Here is a 24,381-nt window from a genome sequence, read left to right as displayed (position 1 = left end):
AATCATCCCCATATCCTGCCAGTGTCATTCACTTGGTGTCATCGTTGATTTTCAAAAAGAGGCGGGAGGAAGCCGGCTGAACGCTGCTGAGACAGACGTTCAGCCGGGATTTTTTACGAAAGTCTTTATTCGCCTATCGAACGCGAGACGATCTCGGCGATATCGAGGACCTGAACGCTTTCAGCCTTGCCCTCAGCCTTCACACCATCATTCATCATGGTCATACAGAACGGGCAGGCTGTCGCCACGGTGGTGGCTCCGGTTCGGATGGCTTCCTTCGCCCTGTCTTCGTTGACCCGGGTTCCGATGTGCTCTTCCATCCACATACGCCCCCCGCCGGCACCGCAGCAGAAGCCTTTTTCCTTGTTGCGCGGCATCTCGGTGAGTTTCACGCCCGGCAGCTGAGCCAGGGATTTCCGCGGTTCTTCATAAACTTCGTTATGACGACCGAGGTAGCAGGAATCGTGATAGGTCACGTTCTTCGCTGCATCCGGCACATCACCGGCCTTGATCTTGCCCGTCTTCACCAGATCCGAGATGAGCTCACTGTGGTGAACCACTTCCGCCTGGAAACCGAAGTCGGGATATTCGTTCTTGATGGTGTTGAAGCAGTGGGGGCAACCCGTCACCACTTTTTTCACCTTATACTTGCTCAAGGTCTCCACGTTTTCGCGGATCGCCGCATCCGCCAGGTACTCGTTGCCGAGACGGCGGGCGGTATCACCGTTACACTTCTCCTCGGTCCCAAGGATCGAGAAGCTGATGTCGGCCTTTTGCATGATATTCACGATCGACTTCGAAACCTTCTTGTAGCGATCGTCGTAACTTCCCGCGCAACCAACCCAGAAGAGATATTCCACGTCGCTTTTCTCAGCCATCGTCGTCACGTTCAGGCCTTTCGCCCAATCCGCACGCGTGGCCGGAGCCATGGCCCATGGCGAGAAGTTGTTTTCCAGGTTCCGGAAGGTGCCTGCGAGCTCGGCCGGGAAACTGCCTTCGGTGAGCGTCAGGTAACGGCGCATGTCGACGATGGCTGGAATGTGCTCGATATAAAGCGGGCACGCTTCCATACAGGCTCCACACGTCGTACAGGACCAGAGTTCATCCGGATGAACAAAGCCGTTGATCAGAGGCGTGCGTTCGGCCTCAGGCTTCTCCTGATGGTCGATCATCGAGTACTTGATATCGTGGATAATCTTGCGCGGATCCAGCGGTTTGCCGGTGTTATTGGCCGGACAAACTTCGGTACAACGGCCGCACTCCACACAGGTCTGCCCGTCCAGAACCTGCTTCCAGGTAAACTCGGTTGGGTTGTTCACGCCGAAGGATTCCGCCGACTCATCAAAAACCATGGGACGCAGGCGGCCACGGGCTTTGTGATTGCGGAAGAAAATGTTCGGCCAGACCCAGATCAAGTGCTGGTGTTTGGAAAAGGGCAGAAAGGTCACAAAGCTGAAAAGCACGGTGCAGTGCGCGATCAGCATGGTCGTGTCAAACGCATGCCAGTCGTTGACGACACCGCGGAAGGTGGAGGCAAAGAAGGTTGAGAAAGGCAGAGCACCGGTCGGCAGATTGCCAGCCAGGGCCCGTGAACCCAGCATCACCATCGAGGTATAAACAAGACCGAGAATGAAAAGGAGCACGACCATGGCGTCCTTTTTCGAAGCCTTGTTCAATATCGCGAGACGCTTGGGCGCGAAAAACAGCCGGCGCAGAATGGCAAAAACCATCGCGGCGAACACAGCGAAGTTGGCCAAATCCTGCGACACGAGAAAGGTTTTCAGGGCCGCACCGGTCCCGAGAACCTCGGTGATGTGAAAACCCGGGATCATTCCAAAGAGAAGCGTTTCCAGCGTTCCCAGCGAAACAACCACAAACCCCCAGAAAATAAAGGCATGCATGATGCCCGATACGGGATCGCGAAACATTTTTGCCTGGATGAGACCGCCCCACAGTGTTTCCGCGAGCCGTGCTCCCGGATTACTGATACGGTCCTCCTCCTTGCCTTTACCCTTCTGGATGCGATCCCAGATTAACTTCAGATTGTATCCGAAGTATGCGAAAACGGCGATCGTGATGATCGCAAATCCGATGTGAAAAACCATCTCCACTGTAAGCCCCCTGGACTGAATGAATACCATAGCCAAGACGTTGCATGATCGAGGCAATAACAATAATAAGGGGAGATGCGAATGTCGAGCTAGTTTCCTTTGGAATTTTCCGGCACTCGGGCTCGCCTGGTAGGGAAGTGCGATCAGGAAACAGATGGGCGCGATGGCTTTCCCAGCTCAGCGAGCTTTTGTTGCCTGAGTTCGGCAGCGCGGCGGAAGGCATTCAGGGTTTGCCAGGCTTGCAACATCATGCGGTGCGTCTCGCTCTGTATTTTGGACTCAAGGCCCTCAGCGTACACATCCAGATATTCCTGGATGCGCTCCAGATAAACCGGATCATTGAGAGCATGTCTTTCCGCATCACCGCCCCGGCTCTGGTAGCCGCGTTTGAGGCTGCGCAAAACCTGTGGTAGAAGGCTGCGCAGTCGGTCCGCGACCTGCAGGTTCTCCCGGCTGCGGGCACCATGACGTCGAATCAATTCCACCAAATGGTCGGGATGCATCATCGGGAACCCTTCCTGCCTTCATTCAGGTCTAACAGAGGGCGTCTCAGGCATCCATAAGAATTGACTTTTCCCTCGCATTTTATGACGCGCACAACAACCCAATGATATCACATACGAATTTTGACAGATAAATACTTGACTAATTTAGTCAACATTATATCTTCGAGTTGCCTAATGTATAGCTTTCCGCTAAACATTAACGCTCTTCGCAGGATAGGCTGCTTTTCGCACCAGGAGCGAGCTTTGAACCTGACTTCGCGCAGTCGCTATGCGCTGAAAATCATGCTGGATTTAGCATACCGCCATAACGAACCCCTGGTCCGACGTCAGGAGATTGTGGCGAGGCAGGGCATTCCCTCGAAATACCTCGACCAGATTCTCGTGCGTCTGCGTCGGGACGGGCTTGTGGAAAGTGTGCGCGGACGGACAGGCGGCTATCGCATCGGACGCGATACCAACCTGATCAATGTGTGGGAAATCTTTCGCGCGGTCGAGGATGGCATTTATCCCGTTGAATGCGTGGATGAACATGCCGGTTGCGAATTCCATTCCGCCTGCATTGCCAAGGAGCCCTGGCAGCTCATCTTCGAAAATGTGCGGCGTTCACTGTCACAGATGACTCTGGCCGATATTGCGGAAAAGTTTCAGCAGGACGAGAAAAACTGTGCGGGTACCGGTGTCCGCGAGTGCCGCCCGGGCCGCGAGCCCTTGCGCGCTTTTGAATCATCGGCCAGCCCCTGACACAGGATTGAGGATAAAGGTTATGGACTCCACGACCAAAAAAAATCAGTTGGCTTCGCGCGAATACAAGTACGGTTTTGTCAGTGATGTGCAGACCGACGAGTTTCCACGCGGATTGAACGAGGACATCGTGCGGCGTATTTCGGCCATCAAAAAAGAGCCGGAGTTCGTTCTCGATTTTCGCCTGAAGGCCTTTCGTTTCTGGCAGACTTTGACAGAACCCGCCTGGGCTCATGTCACGTACCCGCCGATCGATTTTCAGGCGATTCAATACTATGCCGCGCCCAAGAAAAAAGGCGACGGCCCCAAGAGTCTGAATGATATCGACCCGGAACTTCTGGCCACCTTCAATCGACTCGGCATTCCTCTCGGCGAGCAGCAGCGCATCACCGGTGTGGCTGTGGATGTGGTCTTTGACTCCGTTTCGATTGCCACGACCTATAAAGAGGAGCTCGGCAAGCTCGGCATTATCTTCTGCAGTATCTCGGAAGCCATTCAGGATCATCCGGCGCTGGTGCAGAAATATTTGGGCAAGGTCGTTCCTTACAAGGACAACTTCTATGCTGCTTTGAACTCGGCGGTCTTTACCGACGGCTCCTTCTGCTATATTCCCAAGGGTGTCAAATGCCCGATGGATCTCAGCACCTATTTCCGTATCAATGCCGCCGGAACCGGGCAGTTTGAACGGACGCTGGTGATTGCCGAGGAAGGCAGTTCGGTGAGCTATCTCGAGGGCTGCACCGCGCCGCAGCGGGATGAAAATCAATTGCACGCGGCTGTGGTGGAGCTGATTGCGCTCGACAACGCCGAAATCAAATACTCGACGGTTCAGAACTGGTACGCTGGCGACGAGGAAGGTCGCGGCGGGATCTTTAACTTCGTCACCAAACGCGGCCTCTGCGCCGGCAAAAATTCCCATATTTCCTGGACCCAGGTGGAAGCCGGCTCGGCCATCACCTGGAAATACCCGAGCTGCATTCTGCAGGGCGACGGGTCGCACGGGGAGTTTTTCTCGGTGGCCTTGACCAACAACAAAATGCAGGCCGACACCGGCACCAAGATGATCCATATCGGCCGAAACACGCGGAGCCGCATCATCTCGAAAGGGATCTCGGCCGAGCAATCGGTGAACACCTACCGCGGTCAGGTCAAAATTCTGCCGTCCGCCGAAGGGGCCCGTAACTATTCTCAGTGTGATTCGCTCCTGGTCGGCGATCAGTGCAGTGCCAATACCTTCCCCTATATTGAGGTGAAGAATCAGACTGCGGTGGTGGAGCATGAAGCCACCACCTCCAAGATCAGCAAGGAACAGGTATTTTATTTGAAATCGCGTGGCATCGACGAGGAGCAGGCGATCGGTCTGCTCATCAACGGTTTCTGCAAGGAAGTCTTCAAGGAGCTGCCACTGGAATTTTCGGTGGAAGCGGTGAAGCTTCTGGAAATGAAGCTCGAAGGCTCAGTCGGTTAACCCAAGGCAAACGAGGCGCGTTCAATGCTCAAGATTCAAGGTTTAGATGTCCGTGTCGACACCAAGCAGGTTCTGAATGGTTTGAACCTGACGGTCAACGCCGGCGAGGTTCATGCCATCATGGGCCCGAACGGCAGCGGGAAAAGCACGCTATCCAAGGTGATCGCGGGCCATCCCGACTATGAAGTGACCGGCGGTTCGATTCAGTATGAAGTCAACTTCAAACAAAAGAACCTTCTGGAACTCGACCCGGATGCAAGAGCCCGTGAAGGCATTTTCCTCGCCTTCCAATACCCGGTGGAAATTCCCGGTGTGCCGAACCTTGAGTTTTTGCGCGCGGCCTTTAACGCGGTCTGTAAACACCACGGCGTGGACCCGATGGAAGCTCCGGCTTTTTATCAATTCGTGCGCGAAAAAGCCAAAATGCTGGAGATCAGCTCGGACTTTCTCGATCGTCAGTTGAACGTGGACCTCTCCGGTGGGGAAAAGAAGCGGAACGAGATTCTCCAGATGGCTGTGCTCGCGCCGCGTCTGGCTTTGCTGGACGAAACCGACTCGGGACTTGATGTGGACTCGCTGCGTATCGTGGCCGAGGGCGTGAATAAACTGAAAACGCCGGACAATGCCATCGTCATGATTACGCACTATCACCGGATCCTGAATTATATCAAGCCCGATTTCGTGCATGTCCTGGCCGGTGGTCGCATCGTCAAATCAGGCGACATTTCGCTGGCTCTGGAAATCGAGGAACGCGGCTACGATTGGCTGCTCAACTGAAAGAGGGTGGGAATGCAAGCCAATATTGACAAGGTTTTCGCCAGCGTTCAGGGTTCGGATTGGACACCCGCCTGGATGCAGCCGCTCCGGGCGTCCGCTTTTCAAAAATTCAGCACCCTGGGTTTTCCAACCCGGCAGAACGAGGATTGGAAGTATACCAGCCTGCGCCCGATCACGAGCAGCAGCTTCAGCTGGCGGGATGAAGCGCATCCGGAGACGACCAAGGCGCTTGAGAATTTCATGATCAAGGGCGCGGATACGCTGGTCTTCCTGAACGGCAGTTTCGCGCCGCATAAATCCCACATGCGCCCGGAAAGTGGTCTGACGGTTGTGCCCCTGCACAAGGCGCTCAAGACCAAAAAAGACCTGATCGCAGCCCATCTGCAGAAAGACGCCTCGCGGACACGCGGCAGTTTCGAGGAACTGAATGAAGCCCTCTTCAGCAGTGGCGCTTTTATTCAGGTGGAGGCGCGGCATGCGGTGGAACGCCCCCTGCAGTTTCTGTTCGTCAATACGGAAAGCGCGGCGGCGCAGCTCATCAGTCCGAAAAATATTATCAGCATTGCGGACGGTGCCAGCGCCACGGTGGTGGAAAGCTATTTCAGTTATCTCGAACCGCATCTCACCAACGTGGTGAGCAGCTATGAAGTCGGCCGAGGCGCGCAGCTGCGTCTTTTCCAGGAAAAAATCCTGAGTTCGCAGTCGCTGCATATCGGCCTGAGCCGGATTCGGGCGGCGCGGGATGCCCAGGTGGAATGCTTTACCCTGACCATGGGTGGCCGCATCTCCCGCTCGGAATTGCAGATCGATCTTTTGGAACCAGGCGCTCAGGCGAAGCTCGATGGTCTTTACCTCGGTCGCATGCAGACCCATCTCGATCATGTGACCACGGTGCAGCATCTGGCCCCCCATACGACGAGTTCCCAGGTTTACAAGGGCATTCTCTATGATGAGTGCCGCGCTGTTTTCAACGGTCGCATCAATATTGTGAAGGATGCCCAGCAGACGGCGGCGCATCAGCTGAACAAGAATCTGCTGATGAGCCCGGCGGCGGAAGCCGATTCGCGGCCGCAGCTGAAGATCGATGCCGATGATGTCAAATGCTCGCATGGCGCCACAATTGGCCAGCTGGATGCCGTGCAGGTCTTTTATCTGCAAAGCCGCGGCATTCCCCGCGCGGACGCTGAGCAGATGCTGGCCAAGGCTTTTGTCCGCGATGTGATGTATCGCATCCAGAATGCGCCCATGCAGTCCCGCATGCTCAGCCTTCTGGAGAATTACGGCGGCATAACGGTTTAATGGGGATTGAGGTACAAACGTGTCGTTGCAGCAGTCAAGTGATTCAGGGCAAAGGAGTTCCGCCATGGACGTCAAGATGATGATTCAACCGACGCCGAATCCATATGCGAAGAAGATCATCTGTAATCTTGATGTCAAAACCACAGGCAAGATCACTCTTTCCACGCCCGAGGAATGCGCCCACATTCCCCTGGCCAAAGCTCTGTTTGAGATAAGGGGTGTGACGCAGGTCCACTTCTTTGAGAACGCGATTACCCTGACTCAGGATGGTTCCGTTTCCTGGGACGTGATTTTGGAAAGCGCGAGGAAGCTCATCAAGGCGCTCCTGCCCGAGCATAATCCCGACTTCCAGTCGCCCGAGGAAAAGCGCCGCGAACAACTGAGTCCGGAGCTTTCAAAAATTGAAAACATTCTGGATCGCACCATTCGTCCGGCTCTGCAGGGTGACGGCGGGGATCTTGAGATTCTTAAGCTCGAAGGGCATTACCTGACCATTCGCTATGAAGGGGCCTGCGGGACCTGCCCGAGTTCCGTAACGGGAACCCTGGCGGCCATCCAAAGCATCCTGCGCGAAGAGTTTGATCCGCACATCGAAATCATTCCGCTTCAGGAAACGGTCGAACAATAAGCTGGTTTCCGGGCCTGCGTGCCTCGCAGGCTTTTTTCTTTCAGCAGGCTCAACCATTCCATCGCCAGCTCAACCGTCGGCCCATCAAGGCACCCACTTTCGTCATGGTTGGGACCTGCCATTGACCCCTTTGCTGCGTGAATGTTAGCGTCACTCTCAGAAAATTCTGTGTTCAGAACTTATTTCGGGAGAAACGTTCATGGCAAAGACCAGGTTTATTGTCCTGACTGGATCCGTTCTAGGTTCGCTCTATTTTGCAGCACCCGCCGCGGCCTGCAGCCTCGTGAGTTTCAGCCAGGAGGATATCAAGGGCGTGATGATTCCACAGATTGCGAAAGTATCCAAGGTCGCGGAAAGCGCGATCAAGCCTTCCGATCTCACCGATGCGAAACTCGATTTCCTTGTGCCCCTCGGTGCGGATTGCAGTGGTCTTTACGGGGCCTATCATGCCTCAGCTTTCAACTTCACAGTGGATCTTTATCCCACCGTCCGCTGTAACTACACAGGGCTGGCGATCATCATGGGATATGGCATCGACCGACCGGTCTCGGTCCACGTTCGTCGCGAGTGCACGGTTTCATGAACCCGAGGTGTCCGCGGTCGAGTCCGGGCGATGCGTCGCTTCAGGGCTCGTCCTGTCTTGGCGGAAGCACTTTCGTCCCGAGGTCCAGGCCTCCCGCAAAGCCCTGGAGTTTGGCCAGCTGTTCCTCATCCAATTCGATGAAGAGCACGCGGCCACGAGCCAGGATCCGTCCGCTCAAATCCTCGATCCGGCCTTCGGTAAAAATCTTGCGTCCTTCGCGTTTGCTGATGGAACCGTGCAGAACGAGTTCGGTATTGAGCGGCACAAACGTGACGAAATCCGTTTCCAGATTAAGGGCCACCACCTTATAGCCATGCGCCCAGACCGCACCGCCGCAGATCTCGTCAATGGCTGCGGCCTGAGCACCACCATGGGTATGTCCCGGGGGTCCTTCCGCACCTGGCCCGAACCAGATGCGCCCCATCAGGACATCCTTCTCCCGCGTTTTATAGTAGCGAACGCGTATGCGGTCACCGTCCGGTTCACCCGAAACAAAGGAACGAATGACTTCGGCAAAGGGCAGGCGAATCTCCTGCCAATCTTCACCGAGAGGACCAAGCGTAGTCTTATGTTGTGTCATGGGTCACCTGCTGGTTTTGTTGTAAGGCGCAACCTGGATCTTACTCACTCAGGTACCTGAGCGAAACAGCTTTTCATTGTGAAAAGCCCGGTACACAACCAGCATAAAGAGCAAGCATAGGGCCACGGTTCCGCCACTGGCAACGAGGCAGGCCAGCCAATTGACTGGCTGTTCCTTGCCAAGGCGCAGAAGAGCCAGGGTCTGGCCCAGGCTGGGCAACCACGGTGCTTGCGGCATCTTCTCCAGAGCACTGGCAAACGTCGCTGGCAGCAAACCCAGCAGCGACATAATCGTGGCGTAGGTTTGGGCCTCTTTGACGGAACGTGACAGTGTTCCGATCATCATTTGTAAACTCGTGGCCATCAGAACGAGCGGCACAGAGATCACAAGGCTTTTCACGACAAAGGCCCAGGAGAGGTCCGCACCCATGCCAAGGAAATTCTGCAAAGGCGCGGCCTGGATCAGGAGTTTAAAGAAGAGCGCCGAGGCCATCATGCTGATCATCCCAACCAGAGCAACCGCCAGCCATTTGCCCAACAGGAACGCCGTACGAGGCGTCGCTGTTTGCATCAAAGACTCCAGCGTATGGCGTTCCCTTTCACCGGCCACGCTATCCACCGCCAGGTGATACGTTCCCAGAAAACAGGCCATCAGGATCGTCGAGAGAAAGAGCTGCACCGTGCTCATGCCAAAGCCCTTTTCCGGTTTGATGGATTTGGCTTCCACCAGCAAAGGCTTGAGAGTTGTGGGATCCACGCCCCGCAGGATGGCCCGCCGATAACCCAAAGTGGTCTGCCAGCCTTCCAGGAGCAGACCCAAACGTTTGGCAGCGATACTCGATTTTTCCTCGACCTCATCATACCAAAGGCCCAGTTTCGGCTGTCGGAAGTTCGTCAGTGCTTCTTCATAGTCCTCGGGCAGATTCAGGATAACATCGAATTTGCGATTGGCCAGGAGCTGGGTGTCCAGCTGCTCCAAAGCCGTTATGTTCACCCGATTTTCCCGCAGAAAATCGCAGAGACCTTCGGCCCGTGAACAGCCCACCACACCGGCCTGCAGGGTTCGCTCCATGTTTTCTGTCACCTGTGACAGAAGCACGCCGATCAGCAGCACATAAAAAAGCGGCATTCCGAGGAGGATGCCGGCCATGGAACGCAGCGTGCGTCGATCCCGGGAGAGATCCACCAGTTCCTTGCGAATGATGACGAGAATATCACGGAACATGCTGGCCTCCCTCGAGCGCTGCAACGAATGCGTCTTCAAATTTTTCTGCCCCCGCGCGGAGATTCCATTCCGCCACCGGCGCCTGCCCCAGAGAACGGCCATCATGCACGATGATCACCGAATCGCAGAGCATTTCCACTTCCTGCATGATATGGCTCGAGAAAACGAGGCAATGTCCCTCATCCCGCAACCGTGAAAGGATCAGCCGCAGTTTGCGGGTTGCCCGCACATCAAGACCGGCACTGGGTTCATCGAGAATCAGGTTTTTGGGTTGATAGACCAAAAGACGTCCGAGCAAAACCTTCATGCGCTGCCCGGTGGAAAACCCCTGCACCCGTCGCTCGAGGATGTCATCCAGGTCCAAAAGCTTGCGCGCACGTTCGATGCCCTGATCCAGGGCGGAACCGGAGATGCCCATCAGCTGTCCATAATAGGCCATGTTCTCACGTGTGGTGAGCCTCTCATAAAGGCCCTTGGCATCAGAAAGAATGCCGATACTTCGCCGTTGTCGACGATCGTAAATGGCCAGAGGCTGCTGATCGAGCGTGATCAGGCCCGCATCCGGCGTCAGCGTTCCAGCCAACATGCGAATGGTCGTCGTCTTGCCGGCACCGTTGTCACCGAGAAGACCTGTGATCTGACCATCCTCTGCCTGAAAACTGACGGAACGCACCGCCTCCACCTTGCCAAAGGATTTTTTCAATTGCTTCACTTCGATCATGGGGTGGATGCTCCCTTGAAAAAATGCAGACCCTTCAGTTGACTGAGGCAGGCAGGCGGTTCGATGCGGGGATTTTCGGAAGCGATAAACTCGATCATCGCATCCTGAACACAGCTCACATAACTGATATTATGCCCATAGTCGGGCAGAACGAGATGCGTGGACTGAGGCAGAGAGTTTTTCAGACTCGCCACATAACGCGGAGGCGTCACCGGGTCGAGGCCGCCGGACAGATACAGCGTCGGCACCTGGCTCACAGGCTGGCGGCGGAAATCCTTGGGCAGAACGGTATCAGGCAAAAACCGGCACATTTCCACCGCGGTTTTCTGCATGTCCGTGATCGGTGTGCCGAGATCACGAATGTCCTCGGCACAGACCAAAAGATAGTAAAGTCCATCATAAACACCAGCGTCCGCACTCAGAGCCTTGGCCAGAAGTGGAGCGATGTTTCCCCCGCGCGCTTCGTACAGAACGCGTGGCACCAGGGACATGTCGATCGGATGATAAAGAAAGGCGTTCACTCCGGATTCCAGATGATCCGCGCGTAGCGTCACGTCCTTCATCACCCCGGAGCGGGGATCCATGGCCTTGACCCTGGGCTGCGCGGACCAGGCGGCTTGAAGCTTTTGATAATGAACCCAGGGATCACCCCAGCGTTGGCAGTCAGGATCCTTGCGACAAAGAGCCGCCACGCCCTGCAAACTGTCGATCGCCGCCTGCCGTTCCCGGATGAAATTCACATCGGGCGGCAGCACGCCTTCCAGCATTTGTTTGGCCACGGCATCAGGATAGAGCGCAAGGTAACGCAGAGCGAGCCTTGTGCCATAGGAAATGCCAAAGGTGATGATCTTCTCATGACCCAGGGCCTGCCGCACGGCTTCCATATCATGCGCCGCGGCATCGGTGGTATAAGCTGTCAAATCCGTATCGGCCCGCAGGCGCTCGATACATTTTCGACCATGTTCCATGGCCAGCTTTTGATCGAAGAGCAGTTCCCACTTCGGATCCTTGTCCTGGATGCAACGCAGGGGATGGCTCTCGCCCGTGCCTCTTTGATCGATCAGGACAATATCGTGCTGTCGTCTCAGTCGCCGAAAGGTTTCCGGCAGTGGAACAAAGACCTCGGTGGCCGCCTGCCCGGGGCCGCCGGCGAGCAGATAAATGGGTGGGTGTTCCTTCGAGGGGGATTTGGCCCGGAAGATGGCGGTATGAAGTTTCAGCGTCCGGCCGCCTGTCCTGGCCCGGTTTTCGGGAACATCCAGCCACAGACATTCGGCCCATTCCCCGGATTTCAGCTGGCATTCCACGGGATCTTTGACCGTAGGTGCGGCCGCTCTGGCCATTGAAAGGCTGGGCAGCAGGGCCCCCAGCAGCATGGCGAACCAGACCATCTCTTTTCCTTTTTGCAAGGTAACTCCTTGTATTCCATATTTTTTCAACAATGCCCGCCCCATATTCACTTGGAAATGAGCTGTCCATGATCGCATATACATGCTAAGAATCCACTGAACTCAACGGCCCAAGGGAAAAAATCATGCAGAGATTCGCCCTCCTCTTTCTGCTCGCTGTTTTAAATGCGTGTACCGACTCAGGTTCGCCCGCGCCGCGCCCCCAGCTCCCGGATGCTCCGGCCCAGCAGCCCTTGCCCATACCGACGCCGACGACCGAACCGGCACCGGATGATGACGGGGGACGCACCAATTTGCCTTTGATCGGGGCGGATCAGAGTTTTGAATTCGGCACCTGGAATATCCAAAATTTTCCGAAATCGAGTCGCGCCGTCGCCATCACCAGCGATGTGATCAAAGAAACCGCAGTGGATCTGATGGCCTTTGAGGAAGTTGCCAATGAAGTGGCCTTTCAGCAGCTCGTGGATGAACTCCCGGGTTTTGCCGCCGTGCTATCGCCCCATGAATACGATTCGAACGAGTATCAGAAGCTGGCCTTCATCTATCGTGAAGCGGACCTTGAACTGGTGGCCTGGGAACTTCTGTTCGTCAAACAAACTTATATCTTTCCGCGGCCCCCGCTTCAGGCTCATTTCAAAATCAAAACCGGGAGTCGCGCCGGCCAGGATATTTACATGATTGCCGTGCATCTGAAGGCCACCACGGAAGATGACAGCCTGCAGCGGCGTGAAGCCGCCAACAAGGCTTTGGAGGCTTACGTGGCCGACCTTACGCAGAAGGTTCCTGGCGCTCAGGTTGCGCTGCTGGGTGACTTCAATGAACGCGTGACCTGGCCTGAGGGGCTTAAAGTCTTTCAACCCTGGACGGACAAGCCCGACGCGTACAACTTCCAAACCCAACCCCTGGCCCTGGCCGGTGAATACACCTTTATTTCAGCCAGCCGTCCCATGCTCGATCATATGATCAGCACGCGCAACGTCGAGCTGAACCCGATCACCATTCCCAAACTCGAGACCATGATACCCTCGTATCGGGACCTTGTATCGGATCACCTGCCGGTGATGGCACGGATGCCTTAGCGCACCGCCTGCGCCTGCATAAAGGAGAAATAGAAGACCGCGTTGGGATCCTTGGCGACCTGACGCAATTCCTTCTGAGCCTGCTGCAGGATCTCTTCATCAATCGCCCCGGCTTTGAGCAACTGATCCTTGGCACTGAGCAGCAGCGTGGTCCAGAATTCGATATAGAGTTTGCGTTTGTCAGGATTCCTATTATCGAAATGCCAGGTATGCACGCGGGTATCGATGTCGGTGAAACCCTGAGCCAGGAGCAGGTTGCCCAGCTTGGCACCGATGAAGGGGTCGCCGGTCTGCTCGTGCTGAAAGTCATTCAGCGCCATCCAGTATTTCCAGACATTCGGTGAATAGGGTTCGAGGAAGAAGGAATGATTCATCACCTCGGTGATGAAGATGCGGCCGCCTTTTTTCAGCACCCGCCGGACTTCGCTCAGCACCCGCTCGGGAGCCGGGACATGTTCGAGCACCCAGCAGATGAACGCCCCATCAAAGGTATGCGATTCAAAATCCATGCTGGTCGCATCCATCTTCGAGAGCTCGTAGCGGCCCTTGGCCCAGGGAATGGTATCGAGCGCTTGCCGGGCACTGGCCAGCTGAGCCTCATTTTGATCTATGCCGACGATTTTGATTTCGGGATAACGGCGGAGAATAATTTCCGACTGTGCGCCCACACCCACACCGACCTCCAGCAGGCGGTCGATTCCGGTCAGGTCGAGGTTGCGGTAGATGCTTTGTTCCGTGAAGCGGGCCTGATGGCGCAAGCGTTCCTGCTCAACTGAAGTGTAGCCGTGCAGGTAGTTTTCATCGCTCATTTTGTTGGTGCTTTGGGGGTCAGTTTTGCTCTTGCTCATGGGTCTCCTCCTGGACATCAGCACGCCTTAAGACGGGCGAGTTCCAGTGTACAGGAGCTTCAGAGCCAGAGCATGCGCAAAAAGTCTTGAATAAAAAGTGGCAAGGCCAAAGCCAAAACCGCCAGGCAGCTAAAGCCAAGCGAGATCATAAGAACTTTGACGCATTGCATGCGCGCTTCGCGCCTATACTGCTGCGCATAGGTTTCAATGAGCATGGTTTCATAGGCCGCCACACTGCGGCTCGAAAGGTATGTAACCTTGGAATTCATGGGTTCCTCGCCAAAAAACCGTTGAGCTAACAGCGCATAAATAGCCCCCAGTTGGCATAATGTCAAATTGTTTTTGAATTTTGTTAAACTAAATAATTTAATAATATTAAATAGTTATTGGGTCGAGAACGAAAATCCCCTTCACTTTCCGGGAAATAAGCCGATGGAGTGAAGGGGGATGTCCCTCCTTAAGGAACGAAGAAAACATGGCTTTTTCCCGAGCCATCGACAAATCCAAAGAGAACACGGTCCGGCGGGTGATCAAGCAGGGCCATGCGTATATCTGCGGCATGTGTGGCTCCCGGCATTCCAGCGAGGCCCAGGCCGAGGCCTGTTTGAAGGCCTGCATCAAGCGTTACCTGGAACAGTCGTCCGTCCAGAACAGGACGGAAAAGACCGGCGTCGCCTACCGCTGCCCTTACTGCAAGCGCGTCTATGAAAAAATGATGCAGGCCAAGGACTGTGCCCGGAACTGCAGGGACGAGATTCAGAAAAAAATCGATGCCGAGGCGCGCTATAAAAAGACCCAGACCAAGGGCGAAAAATTGAAGACGCTGGCCGCGTTTGCCGGTGGCGAACACAATCTGCCGCCCGTCAAGTCCCCGGCCGCTCGCGCTGAACCAGCCCCGCAAGCTCGAGCCAGTGAGACAATACCTGAGGCAGACCCCCGCCCGACCCAGGCAGCACCGGCTGCCAGGCATGAAGCTCCCGCCGCGCAGCCGACCGAAGCGCCGGTTGAGGAGCCATTGAAGCCCGTGCATCCGGCGGAAGGTTCCAAGTTTGAAAGGAATGGCAACACGTACCGGTGCTTCGTCTGTCATCAAAAATACAAAAAGTATCAGGAGGCCATCTCCTGCTTTGATCGCCATCGTGATCAGGAGAAGGCGGGTGTTACCACGAAAAAGGACGGCGACGACAAATTTTTCCGCGACGGCGCCAAATACGTTTGCAAGAAATGCAATAGCAAGTGGTTCAGCCGTCACGAAGTGATCAGCTGCTTCGAGGGCCACAAGCCCGAGGCCGACGTCTGGGTAACCGGGGCTCCTGGGGACGCTCCGACCCCACCTGTAGCCCCGGCTTTGGCCGGCAAGGAATCCCTGGATTCCTCCCGTGCGCGGCGTGCATCGGCCCGCAACGAAGCGGAAAAATTCTTCCGTGATGGGGCCAAATATGTGTGCCGCGTCTGTAACAAAAAGCTCTTCACCAAATCCGAGGTGATTCACTGTTATGACAGCCATGGTGCCGAGAGCGGCGGGGATGCTCCACCTGATTCCGGCCCCATTCTGACTTCACAGGATATCGAAATTGCGGCCGCGGAGAAGGCCATGGATGCGGTCAAAGTCGGCAAGAATCGCGACGGTGAAGACAAGTTCTATCGCGATGGCGCCAAGTACGTTTGCAAGAAATGCAACACGAGGCACTTCACGCGTAACGAAGTCATTCAGTGCTTTGACAAACACTGAAAACTCAAGCACAATGGGGCATCCGGCCAAGCGTATTTGGCTGATGAACTCTTGGATAGCGTGTATGAAACTGACTCCCCCGAAGGCCCGCAGACGGCGCACTCGCCCCAAATCCCCTTTGCATCCTGTTGACGAATGGCGCTGGCTGGAAAATATCGACGACCCTGCGACGCTCGCCTATCTCAAAGCGGAAAATGCTTACTTCAAAAAAGTGATGCAACCCAAAAAGAAACTCCGGGATCAGATCTATCAGGAGCTAAAAAGCCGTATTGCCGAGGATGACAGCAGCGTTCCGGAAAAGGACGATGACTACTGGTACTATAGCCGCTACAAAAAGGGCTACCAGTATCCCCTTTACTGCCGCAAACTCAAGACGCTCGAGGCTCCGGAAAAAATCTATCTCGATCATAACAAGCTGGCCGGTGATCACAACTTCTGTGAACTGGGTTTTGTGGATATCAGCCGTGATCATCGGCTCGTGGCCTATGGTATCGATATGGAGGGTGATGAGCGTTATACGATTCGGGTGAAGGATATCCAGAGCGGTCGCACCCTGAAGGATCGAATCGAGGGAGCTTCCTCCTGCTTTGAATGGAAGAGCTCTGAGGAATTCTTCTATGTAAAACTCGATGAGCATGACCGCCCACTCGAAGTCTACTATCACCGCCTCGGCACAAAACAGGACCAGGATATTCTGGTTTATAAGGAGGAGGATCCGGGATTCTTTGTGGGCTTGGATGCCTCGGAAAGCGATGAGTTTGTCTTCATCGTCAGCCATGGCTATGATGCCAACGAACTCAGGGCTCATCGCGTCAGCGAACCAGGATACAGCTTTCAGCTGATCGAAGCCCGCAAATCCGGGCACGAATATGAAGTCAGCCATCGCGGGGATGAATTCTTTATCCTGACCAACTGGGAGGCGGAAAACTTCCGTCTGGTGCGGACGCCCATTCACAGCCCAGGCCTCAGCAGCTGGCGCGATATTCAGGGCCATCAGCCGGACATTCTGCTCGAAGGTCTCGTCGTCTTCCGCGATTATTATATCCTGGCGGAACGGACGAACGGATTGCCCCGCCTGCGCCTTCAGCTGATGGATCAGTCCGAGCCTGTCTTTATCAGCATGGATGAGGAAGCTTACGATCTGAGCGCATACAGCGGTCGTGATTTTGCTTCCCCCACGTTCCGTTATTGGGCTTCGACCCCGCGTCTGCCCTCGTGCCTTTATGAATACGATGTCAGCATCCACGACAAAACCCTGCTCAAGCAGCGCCGCATTCCCGATCCAGGCTTTGATCCCAACAACTATGTCGTCAAACGCGTCTGGGCTCCCGGACACGATGGGGTCCAGATTCCTGTGACCCTTTTGTATCATAAAAATTTCGGCCCGGATCAGCCGCGCCCCATCCTCCTGCATGCCTATGGCTCGTATGGCGAAACCATGGATGCGGGTTTCAGCAGCTATCGTCTCACTCTGGTCGATCGTGGCTATATCTATGCGCTGGCGCATGTGCGCGGCGGCATGGATATGGGACGTCGCTGGTATCTGGATGGCAAGCTCGATAAGAAATGGAACACCTTTCACGACTACATCGCCATCTGCGAGCAGCTGATCGAACAGGGGATCACCCGGAAGGGCTGGATTGTTGGCGAAGGGGGCAGCGCGGGCGGCATGCTGATGGGTGTGGTGGTCAATGAAAGGCCGGACCTTTTCCTCGGTATCGTCGCATCGGTGCCCTTTGTCGATGTGCTCAACACCATGCTCGATGATTCGCTGCCGCTCACGCGTCTGGAATATCATGAGTGGGGCAATCCCAATGATCCGGCCGATTACGCGAGGATCAGGAGCTATTCACCTTATGAGAACGTGAAAAAGCAGCCCTATCCGGCCATGCTCGTGACAGCAGGTCTGCATGACAAGCGGGTCCTTTATTGGGAGGCGGCCAAGTGGGTGGCGAAGCTTCGGCACAGCAAGACGGATAAGAATCTTCTGCTCTTTCGTACGGAAATCAGCGCCGGACATGGCGGCGCTTCCGGACGCTATGATGCGCTTAAGGAACTGGCCGATGAGCTGTGCTTTATCGTGCAGCTCCGCGACCAGTTGCCGCGGGATTAAAATTTGGTTTTCACATTCAGCGTGGAGACGAAATAGATCTGATCAAAGGTCCGATTGAGTGACTTGCTGTGAAATTTGTGCATGGTCGTGGGATCGGTGAATGAAACAATGTCGCCTTTCTTCACCTTGGTTTTGCTGGTGGCAAGCCAAAGCTTTTCCTTCCCATGAGCAAACTGCACGTAGGTATAATCTGCAACATCCATCGTATCAATTACCTTGCCACCGAAGCTTTCTTTATCATTTAGCAACTCACCTGTGAGTTGACGGGTGGCTTGAAAGCCTTCCTGATTGTCGGCAGCCTGTGCGGACAAGGGCAAGAGGCCGAGCACCAGCACGAACGTATATTTCATAAGATCTCTCCTTTGGTCCTAACCTGACGCCTGCCATTTTACTAGATTTCCAGGCTCGGGACCAGCGCTTCGAAGCTCTTGATTATGACTGTTTGACAGTGTAAGCTGCCCAACTTTTCACTGGACAAAGCGGAAAAGGATAAGCCATTCTTTACGTGCGCCCAATGTAGTTGCCACCATTCAGACAATTTTACGTAGATAAAGCCAAGGACATAGCATCGATCGGGATCGCCCTCCTGATTGATGGACTCATACGTATCGTTTCCATTTTCATTGTCACATCCGGGGGGATCACTATGACAGCGAATGGATTGCATCGGTATCCTATTGTCTTTTTTCTGCTCCTTCTTCTCTCCTGTGGTGCGCCCACGCCCGTGCCCATGCCAGCGTCTGAATCCGAACTGCAGGCCAGCCTTCCCGGCGATAAATTTGAAACGACCCGCCTGCGCATTCCATCCTTTGACGGCAATGAACTCGCAGCCCTGCTCTTCGAACCCAGGGAAAAGGATTTCCCAGGTGATCGTCCCGGTCTGATCTTTGTCAATTCCTGGACGCTGACCGAGGATGAATATCATCTGCAGGCTCGCAAGTTCGCGCAGAAGGGTTATGTCGTGCTGAGTTACGCGACGCGCGGCTTCAGCACCTCGGAAGGTCTGGTGACGGTCGCAGGACCCAATGATTTGCGTGATGTCAGTGCGATGATCGACTGGATGGAATACAACACACGGCTCGACCTCACGCGACTGGGCATGGCCGGTGTTTCCTATGGGGCCGGTATTTCCCTGATGGCTTTGGCTCATGAAGAACGGATCAAAACCGTGGTGGCCATGAGCGGCTGGGGCAATCTTGAGGATGCTCTTTATGGTCGGGAAACCATCCGCGAAGTATGGCTGAACCTTTTGCTTTTGTCCGGCAAGCTCCTGGGTCGTCTGGATCCGGAAGTGAGCCAGCAGGCGAAGCGCTTGCGTGATAATGTCGAAGCCGATGTCGCCCGGGCCTGGGCAGCTCAGCGTTCGCCGCTGAGTTATGTGGACAAGATCAATGCCCGCAAGGCACCGGTTCTGGTCGCCAACAGCTATCAGGATGGTCTCTTTCCACCCGCCCAGATGCGCGCCTTTTATGAAAAACTCGAAGGACCCAAGCAGTTCTATTTGGACAAAGGCATCCACGCAAGTTCAGCCATCCCGGGTCTCTTTGGATTTCCCAGCAATATCTGGAATGAGACGCATCGCTGGTTCGATCATTACCTGCTCAATGTTCCCAGCAGTCTGATCAGTCAGGCCCCCATTTCCATGCAAACCCCTCGCGGGCGTGAATACTATTCCGAGTTTCCCGTTCTGGTCAGCAAACAACCCATGGTGAAACTCAAACCCATGAATGACCTGGCCGGATTCGAACTGGATGAGGCGATCGAGGACGCCCTGGAAGGGATCGCGATCACCGGCAGCGTGGATTCCGGAGCGACGAGCGGACTGCCACTCGTCTCGGACACCGCGGATGCGATGATCAACCTGCCGGTCGTCAAGCAGCTGACCAAAATTGATCGGCGCCATGCCGCTCTCTATATGACGGAAAAATTCAAAAGCGTGACGCGACTCAGAGGAGCGCCCCAGATTCGCCTCTGGACCGCCAAACATAAGATTCCGCAGCAGATGGTCGTTTATCTTTACGACTGCGATCCCTGGGCCAAAGGCACGCTCATAACCCATGGCGTGGTCAGCGAGAGAGCGGTGACAGGCCGCTTCAGCGAGGTGACGATTGATCTGAATATTGCGGCCTATGACGTGCCTGCCGGTCATCGCCTCGTGCTCGTCATCGACACCAGGGATCCTCTTTATACGAATTACATCAGCGAGAGATATCCGGTGGACCTGATTCAAGTGGGAACCCGCCTTACGGAGCTGGCGCTGCCACTGGTCCCCTGAATCAGTCCGGGATCAGGAAGGGTGAATTCCGGGAAGCTGCTGACGCAACTGCTGGCAGCTTCTTTGAAAAAGTTCTTCGCAGTTCATGCCGATCTGATTCAAGGTCTCTTCGGCTTCCGTCCCGGTGATGGGCTCATCCTCGATGTGCCCCAGAACTTCCGCCAGGCGCACCGCACCGACATTCAAGCAGCTGCCACGCCAGCGATGAGCCACATGGCGAACCTGGGCCGGATCACGCTTTTGCAGGCTGTCTTTCAACTCTTCCAGACTCTGCTGGCCATGCTTTTCGAAAAGGTTCAGCAAATACTGTAGAAACGAAGCATCACCGCCATGACTGGCGACGACGCTGAGCACTTCGGTATCAATAATCACGTCGTCATCGAATTCATGCGCTGGCATGGGTTTTTCAGGCTGAGCTGGGCTTATATTTTCTGACTGCATTGTTTCACCAGTCCTCAAAATTGTTGTCATCATCATGTTGAGAATTGACGGGATTATAGTCCCAAAAACCTTTGGACGAAACCCTTTCATTAGAAGAAATGCTGACTGACACCATGGAATTATGGAAACTTTAGTCCATCATGACATCCGTCGCTTCCACGATTTCGCGTCGCGACGCCGCACGAATGGAAAAAAGACTGGGTTCCTCAGCCCGATTGCCTGCGCCATCCACCGCCCATGCGCAAAGTTTGGCCGGAAGGGCACTGACCGGAACATGAACCTGGAGTCCGCGCCCTTCGTGCTTCATCGACCGACAGTCCTGAGACTTGCTCGCGATCAATCCGTAATAGAAATCAACGACTTCATAGGGCTGCTGTTCAAAGGACAGCACCGCCACTGCACACTGGCGACGGCGATTGTAGGGCGCCCCGGCCGGCAGATTGCGGCAACTCTTCCGCACCGACATGAGAGGTTCCTGCGTGGTGGGATGCGAAAGAAGACGTGGCTTCAGACGCGGCGCCTCCGTGTCGATGTTCAGAACAATCCTTGCGGCCTGGCGCAGCTCCTGCCTTTGAAAGTCCTCTTCGGGAATCACACAGAGCATGTAAAGGCCGCCTCCCGTCGGCAGCGCAAGGTCCCGCAGGCGCGGATCGGACCAGGGCAACCGCTCACTGTAACCGGCCGACTGGCGGCAGTTCAGCTCGGGCAGGGGCCCGCTTTTGTAACGAAAACCCGTGCTGCTGCGATCCACCGGCTTCGCCTGAACATTCCAACGGCGCTCCTCCGCTTTCAGGGCCTGCGGATTCACCGGTGTTTTCACCCGATGCACAAGGCGGACGCTGGCAGCCCTGGGCAAAGGGCAGCGCGATTCATCGAGTGAAAAAAATCCCCGCGCATTGAAACAGGCCGGGAGATCCAGGACCACGGTTCCATAGTTGCGAGAGGCGGCGACCTGAAAACTTTTTTCGGACAGTTCACAGGGCTGCCCGAGGTAACAGTCCTGGCTCAGAGCATTCCGGCTGCTGGTATTGACGATCGCAAAGAGGGCGGATTGCGCGTCGAGCACCGGGGCTCCGGAACTTCCCGGCAAAATATCCTCGCAGTTGTTGCGCGCAAGACCGCGCCAGTGCCAGATGCTTTCCACGACATCCGCAAGATCTTCATGCCGGCAGCGATGCTCGCGCCGATAGGAGGCGTCGCTCTCCTCGTCCGCTCCGGCGCTGATAATGCGAATGGCATCCCCGAAAGCCGGAAGCCCGGAGGCCCAGCGCAGAGGCTCCATTCCCAGCCCCTTGAGGCGTTGGAGTGTCACCGCGCGCGGCACTTTCGCCTCGTCGGTTTCCAGTTCACGTCTTTCTGTTAAGTGCAAAAGAGAGGCCGCGCTGTCCTCCTCGGTGATCTCAGCGATGGCGAGATCCACCGTCTTCATGCTCGCATAAACCACACGACCGATGCGAAAATCCCGTTTCGGAAAACGGATCATGTTGCGATCGGAACGCGGCAGGGCATCAAGAAAAACGTGGTTGGAAGCACTGACCTCTTCGAAATCCATCAGGCAGTGACCGGCGGTTAAAAGATAAGCGGGGCTTTCCGGCGAGGAGGCCTTGCCGATCAGGACTCCGCTGCACGACTGGCTCGAGTCCACCAGCGCCAGGACCTGCGCCAGGCGCTGATTGTCAACGGTATCCTGCAGTCGGGTGGCTTTGGATTCCGCTCGTGCCTGCATGAACTGCGCGCTGCCATGTCGTTGCTCGGAGAAGGAGGTGCAGCCCAAAAAGAAAAGGGGAATGAGGAAATACCAGGAACGAACCATGTCCGTGCCCCCTATGCTGCCAAGGGTGAAATGGATCTGTTAGAGTTCAGTCCCCATCCAGGGTATCATGGATGAATGGCCGGTTCCATACAGAGGGAGTTGACCGCACGCATGAATTCCAGAAAGCGCAAAGCCCTGACGCTTGTGTTTCTCGGCTGGGGTATGTATTCCGTTTTCATGATGAAACGCGATTTTCAGCACACGACGCGTTTGACGATTTTTCTGCTGGCCCTGGTGCCGATGTTCCTGCTTTTGCATCTGGTCGGCCGTATGGCAACGCAGCATGAGGCGAAGGGTCAAACCTCACCGCGTCTGAAAGCCGTCAACTGGCTGAGCCAGTCGATCACTCAGAACATGACGCAATATATCCTCATGTTCAGTCTGCCGTTTTTTATTGTGAACCAGCGTTGGGGTTATCTGACGGCAACTTTGATTCTTCTGGCCACGACCCTCTGGGATGACTGGTGGAAGGCGCTGCTGCCGCACACCATTTATCGGCAGCTTCTGCGTCTCTGGAGCATCCTCTGCGCGGGAAGTTTTCTGTATCCCTTTGTCTGGCCCGGGCATCTTTCCCATTTTTATTGGGCTCTGGCCGCCGGCGCCGCACTCGCGCTGTTCCCCACCCGTATCGACCGCAATCATCTGCTCAGTTCCACGCTTCTGCAGGCGCTGACCCTGGTGAATCTTCTCGCGCTGCCACCGGCCTGGCGATTTCCTCTGCTTTCGGTCTGGGTCAGCAAACCGCATTTTGCCACGAATGAAGATCAAAAGGATGTGGGTGTTCAGAAACTGCCGCGCGAAATCACGGTCGGACAATTCCGCGAAACGCTGGCTTCGGGTTCCAGTATCTGCTGCGTGGCTCCGGTGGTGGCGCCCCCGGGGGTGCGGGAGCGGGTGACTCAGGAATGGACCCTCGACGGACGCCTTCTGGAAAAGCCCCAGCTCAAAAGCTACATCCGCGGCAATGCCAATCAGCGCGGTTTTCACTCCTTCTTCTGCAAGCGTAACTTTCCGAGGGCGAGCGCGGGCCATGAGATCCGCTGCCGTCTTTCCCTGCAGGAAACCATTTTTCTTGGGGAAATGACTCTGACCCTGTCAGAATGAAGGAACACCTCCACTGCCCTCTTGAAGATCCGGCGGGTTTCGAGCAAAAGAAAGGGAATCGGATAACCGGTGACGAAAGGGACGGAAACATGGACATCAAGCAATTGGAACGCGATATCCTGTCGATGGACGCGGCGGTCGCAGCCGGCAAGCCGGAGGTGGCCCGGGAAGGCGATCATGTGATCAAGGAAGTCATCAAGCGGCTCGATCGCGGGGAACTGCGCGTTTGCAACCGGGACGGCGACACCTGGCAGGTGAATGCCTGGGTCAAAACCGCCATTCTCCTCTATTTCCGCGTGATGGACATGCAGCGCGTCGACTGCGGGCCCTTTGTTTACTACGATAAAATCCCTCTGAAACGAAACTATGATGACCTGAAGGTGCGCGTCGTGCCACCAGCCACCGCACGTTATGGCAGCTTTATGGAGCCTGGCGTGGTGCTGATGCCGTCCTATGTGAATATCGGCGCCTATGTGGGGCGCAATACGATGGTGGACACCTGGGCCACGGTGGGTTCCTGCGCCCAGGTCGGTGCCAACGTGCACCTGTCCGGTGGCGTGGGCCTCGGCGGAGTCCTGGAACCGGCCAGCGCCAAACCTGTGATCATTGGCGACGGGGCCTTCATCGGTTCCCGCTGTATTGTCGTGGAAGGCCTGGAGGTCGGAGACGAGGCGGTGCTGGCAGCAAACGTAACCCTGACGGCTTCCACACCCATCATTGATATCCGCGATGGCGAAATGAAAGAGACCCGGGGTAAAATTCCTCCTAGAGCCGTTGTCGTTCCCGGGACCAAGGAAAAGGCTGTCGGGAGCGGCAAGATTTTCACATCCTGCGCTTACATCATCGGCAATCGGAAGGCATCGACCGACCTTAAAACGTCGCTGACCGATGCTCTGCGGGAGTTTGCTGTTTCGGTGTAGCGCCACGAA

23 protein-coding genes are annotated in these 24,381 nt (G+C 55.5%); 12 read left to right on the top strand and 11 right to left on the bottom strand.

Annotation, left to right across the window (positions count from 1 at the left end; translation table 11 throughout):
* Positions 1–125 precede the first annotated feature (125 nt).
* Positions 126–2,105 carry a (Fe-S)-binding protein gene (locus OLTU_RS02860; RefSeq protein ID WP_245676854.1) on the bottom strand — a complete coding sequence of 660 codons (1,980 nt, stop codon included), beginning with the start codon at positions 2,103–2,105 and terminating at the stop codon, positions 126–128.
* Positions 2,106–2,254: 149 nt separating this feature from the next.
* Positions 2,255–2,617: a hypothetical protein gene (locus OLTU_RS02855; RefSeq protein WP_141731249.1), complete on the bottom strand. Its 363-nt coding sequence runs from the start codon at positions 2,615–2,617 to the stop codon at positions 2,255–2,257.
* 243 nt (positions 2,618–2,860) lie between these two features.
* Here OLTU_RS02855 and OLTU_RS02850 point away from each other — a divergent pair, with 243 nt between their 5' ends.
* The 6 genes from OLTU_RS02850 to OLTU_RS02825 all read left to right on the top strand — a co-directional run bounded on the left by OLTU_RS02850 (position 2,861) and on the right by OLTU_RS02825 (position 8,113).
* Positions 2,861–3,358: an RrF2 family transcriptional regulator gene (locus OLTU_RS02850; protein WP_176736285.1), complete on the top strand. Its 498-nt coding sequence runs from the start codon at positions 2,861–2,863 to the stop codon at positions 3,356–3,358.
* A 22-nt stretch (positions 3,359–3,380) separates the two neighbouring features.
* A complete protein-coding gene (sufB, locus tag OLTU_RS02845; protein WP_141731247.1) occupies positions 3,381–4,826 on the top strand; it encodes a Fe-S cluster assembly protein SufB in 1,446 nt (481 codons plus the stop codon).
* A gap of 24 nt (positions 4,827–4,850) precedes the next feature.
* Positions 4,851–5,603: a Fe-S cluster assembly ATPase SufC gene (gene sufC, locus OLTU_RS02840; RefSeq protein ID WP_141731246.1), complete on the top strand. Its 753-nt coding sequence runs from the start codon at positions 4,851–4,853 to the stop codon at positions 5,601–5,603.
* A 12-nt stretch (positions 5,604–5,615) separates the two neighbouring features.
* Entirely contained in the window at positions 5,616–6,902 is a 1,287-nt protein-coding gene (gene sufD / locus OLTU_RS02835; RefSeq protein ID WP_141731245.1) for a Fe-S cluster assembly protein SufD, read from the top strand.
* A 64-nt stretch (positions 6,903–6,966) separates the two neighbouring features.
* The gene (locus tag OLTU_RS02830; RefSeq protein WP_141731244.1) at positions 6,967–7,530 is read left to right on the top strand and encodes a NifU family protein; all 564 of its coding nucleotides are present in this window, start codon (positions 6,967–6,969) and stop codon (positions 7,528–7,530) included.
* A 199-nt stretch (positions 7,531–7,729) separates the two neighbouring features.
* The gene (locus tag OLTU_RS02825) at positions 7,730–8,113 is read left to right on the top strand and encodes a hypothetical protein (protein WP_141731243.1); all 384 of its coding nucleotides are present in this window, start codon (positions 7,730–7,732) and stop codon (positions 8,111–8,113) included.
* Positions 8,114–8,153: 40 nt separating this feature from the next.
* On the opposite strand, the gene OLTU_RS02820 is transcribed toward OLTU_RS02825, so the two are convergent.
* The 4 genes from OLTU_RS02820 to OLTU_RS02805 are packed head-to-tail and all read right to left on the bottom strand — an operon-like array spanning position 8,154 to position 12,047.
* The gene (locus OLTU_RS02820; RefSeq protein WP_141731242.1) at positions 8,154–8,693 is read right to left on the bottom strand and encodes a PaaI family thioesterase; all 540 of its coding nucleotides are present in this window, start codon (positions 8,691–8,693) and stop codon (positions 8,154–8,156) included.
* 48 nt (positions 8,694–8,741) lie between these two features.
* The gene (locus OLTU_RS02815; RefSeq protein ID WP_176736284.1) at positions 8,742–9,917 is read right to left on the bottom strand and encodes an ABC transporter permease; all 1,176 of its coding nucleotides are present in this window, start codon (positions 9,915–9,917) and stop codon (positions 8,742–8,744) included.
* Complete coding sequence (locus tag OLTU_RS02810) at positions 9,907–10,638, bottom strand: ABC transporter ATP-binding protein (protein ID WP_141731240.1); 732 nt, start codon at positions 10,636–10,638, stop codon at positions 9,907–9,909. Before OLTU_RS02810 ends, OLTU_RS02815 begins: the two co-directional genes overlap by 11 nt.
* Positions 10,635–12,047 carry an alpha/beta fold hydrolase gene (locus OLTU_RS02805; RefSeq protein WP_176736283.1) on the bottom strand — a complete coding sequence of 471 codons (1,413 nt, stop codon included), beginning with the start codon at positions 12,045–12,047 and terminating at the stop codon, positions 10,635–10,637. Before OLTU_RS02805 ends, OLTU_RS02810 begins: the two co-directional genes overlap by 4 nt.
* 125 nt (positions 12,048–12,172) lie before the next feature.
* On the opposite strand from OLTU_RS02805, the gene OLTU_RS02800 reads away from it, so the two are divergent.
* The gene (locus OLTU_RS02800; RefSeq protein ID WP_141731238.1) at positions 12,173–13,126 is read left to right on the top strand and encodes an exonuclease/endonuclease/phosphatase family protein; all 954 of its coding nucleotides are present in this window, start codon (positions 12,173–12,175) and stop codon (positions 13,124–13,126) included.
* Here the strand turns inward: OLTU_RS02800 and OLTU_RS02795 are convergent.
* Positions 13,123–13,935, bottom strand: a complete 813-nt coding sequence (locus tag OLTU_RS02795) for a methyltransferase domain-containing protein (protein ID WP_141736732.1) — start codon at positions 13,933–13,935, stop codon at positions 13,123–13,125. The two genes, OLTU_RS02800 and OLTU_RS02795, sit on opposite strands and share 4 nt — an antisense overlap.
* Before the next feature lie 98 nt (positions 13,936–14,033).
* A complete protein-coding gene (locus OLTU_RS02790; protein ID WP_141731237.1) occupies positions 14,034–14,243 on the bottom strand; it encodes a hypothetical protein in 210 nt (69 codons plus the stop codon).
* Between the two features lie 206 nt (positions 14,244–14,449).
* On the opposite strand from OLTU_RS02790, the gene OLTU_RS31750 reads away from it, so the two are divergent.
* Positions 14,450–15,706, top strand: a complete 1,257-nt coding sequence (locus OLTU_RS31750; RefSeq protein ID WP_176736282.1) for a hypothetical protein — start codon at positions 14,450–14,452, stop codon at positions 15,704–15,706.
* Between the two features lie 64 nt (positions 15,707–15,770).
* Positions 15,771–17,819: a S9 family peptidase gene (locus OLTU_RS02785; RefSeq protein WP_176736281.1), complete on the top strand. Its 2,049-nt coding sequence runs from the start codon at positions 15,771–15,773 to the stop codon at positions 17,817–17,819.
* Here the strand turns inward: OLTU_RS02785 and OLTU_RS02780 are convergent.
* Positions 17,816–18,169 (bottom strand): NrfJ-related protein, encoded by a 354-nt coding sequence (locus OLTU_RS02780; RefSeq protein WP_141731235.1) that lies wholly within the window; start codon positions 18,167–18,169, stop codon positions 17,816–17,818. The genes OLTU_RS02785 and OLTU_RS02780 overlap by 4 nt on opposite strands.
* Before the next feature lie 296 nt (positions 18,170–18,465).
* Here OLTU_RS02780 and OLTU_RS02775 point away from each other — a divergent pair, with 296 nt between their 5' ends.
* On the top strand, positions 18,466–20,094 hold the full coding sequence (locus tag OLTU_RS02775) for an alpha/beta fold hydrolase (protein ID WP_141731234.1): 1,629 nt from the start codon (positions 18,466–18,468) through the stop codon (positions 20,092–20,094).
* Between the two features lie 12 nt (positions 20,095–20,106).
* On the opposite strand, the gene OLTU_RS02770 is transcribed toward OLTU_RS02775, so the two are convergent.
* Together OLTU_RS02770 and OLTU_RS02765 are read right to left on the bottom strand one after the other, a co-directional pair.
* Positions 20,107–20,493 carry an Hpt domain-containing protein gene (locus OLTU_RS02770; RefSeq protein WP_218109803.1) on the bottom strand — a complete coding sequence of 129 codons (387 nt, stop codon included), beginning with the start codon at positions 20,491–20,493 and terminating at the stop codon, positions 20,107–20,109.
* A 172-nt stretch (positions 20,494–20,665) separates the two neighbouring features.
* The gene (locus tag OLTU_RS02765) at positions 20,666–22,348 is read right to left on the bottom strand and encodes a trypsin-like peptidase domain-containing protein (RefSeq protein ID WP_141731232.1); all 1,683 of its coding nucleotides are present in this window, start codon (positions 22,346–22,348) and stop codon (positions 20,666–20,668) included.
* A 111-nt stretch (positions 22,349–22,459) separates the two neighbouring features.
* On the opposite strand from OLTU_RS02765, the gene OLTU_RS02760 reads away from it, so the two are divergent.
* Together OLTU_RS02760 and OLTU_RS02755 are read left to right on the top strand one after the other, a co-directional pair.
* Entirely contained in the window at positions 22,460–23,452 is a 993-nt protein-coding gene (locus tag OLTU_RS02760; protein WP_141731231.1) for a hypothetical protein, read from the top strand.
* 125 nt (positions 23,453–23,577) lie between these two features.
* A complete protein-coding gene (locus OLTU_RS02755; RefSeq protein WP_141736731.1) occupies positions 23,578–24,372 on the top strand; it encodes a 2,3,4,5-tetrahydropyridine-2,6-dicarboxylate N-succinyltransferase in 795 nt (264 codons plus the stop codon).
* Positions 24,373–24,381 lie beyond the last annotated feature (9 nt).

The sequence above is a fragment of the Oligoflexus tunisiensis genome (assembly GCF_001748245.1).
Lineage (GTDB): Bacteria > Bdellovibrionota_B > Oligoflexia > Oligoflexales > Oligoflexaceae > Oligoflexus > Oligoflexus tunisiensis.
The sequence above is the reverse complement of the archived record's forward strand: the minus strand, read 5'-3'. Positions and strand labels throughout refer to the sequence as shown.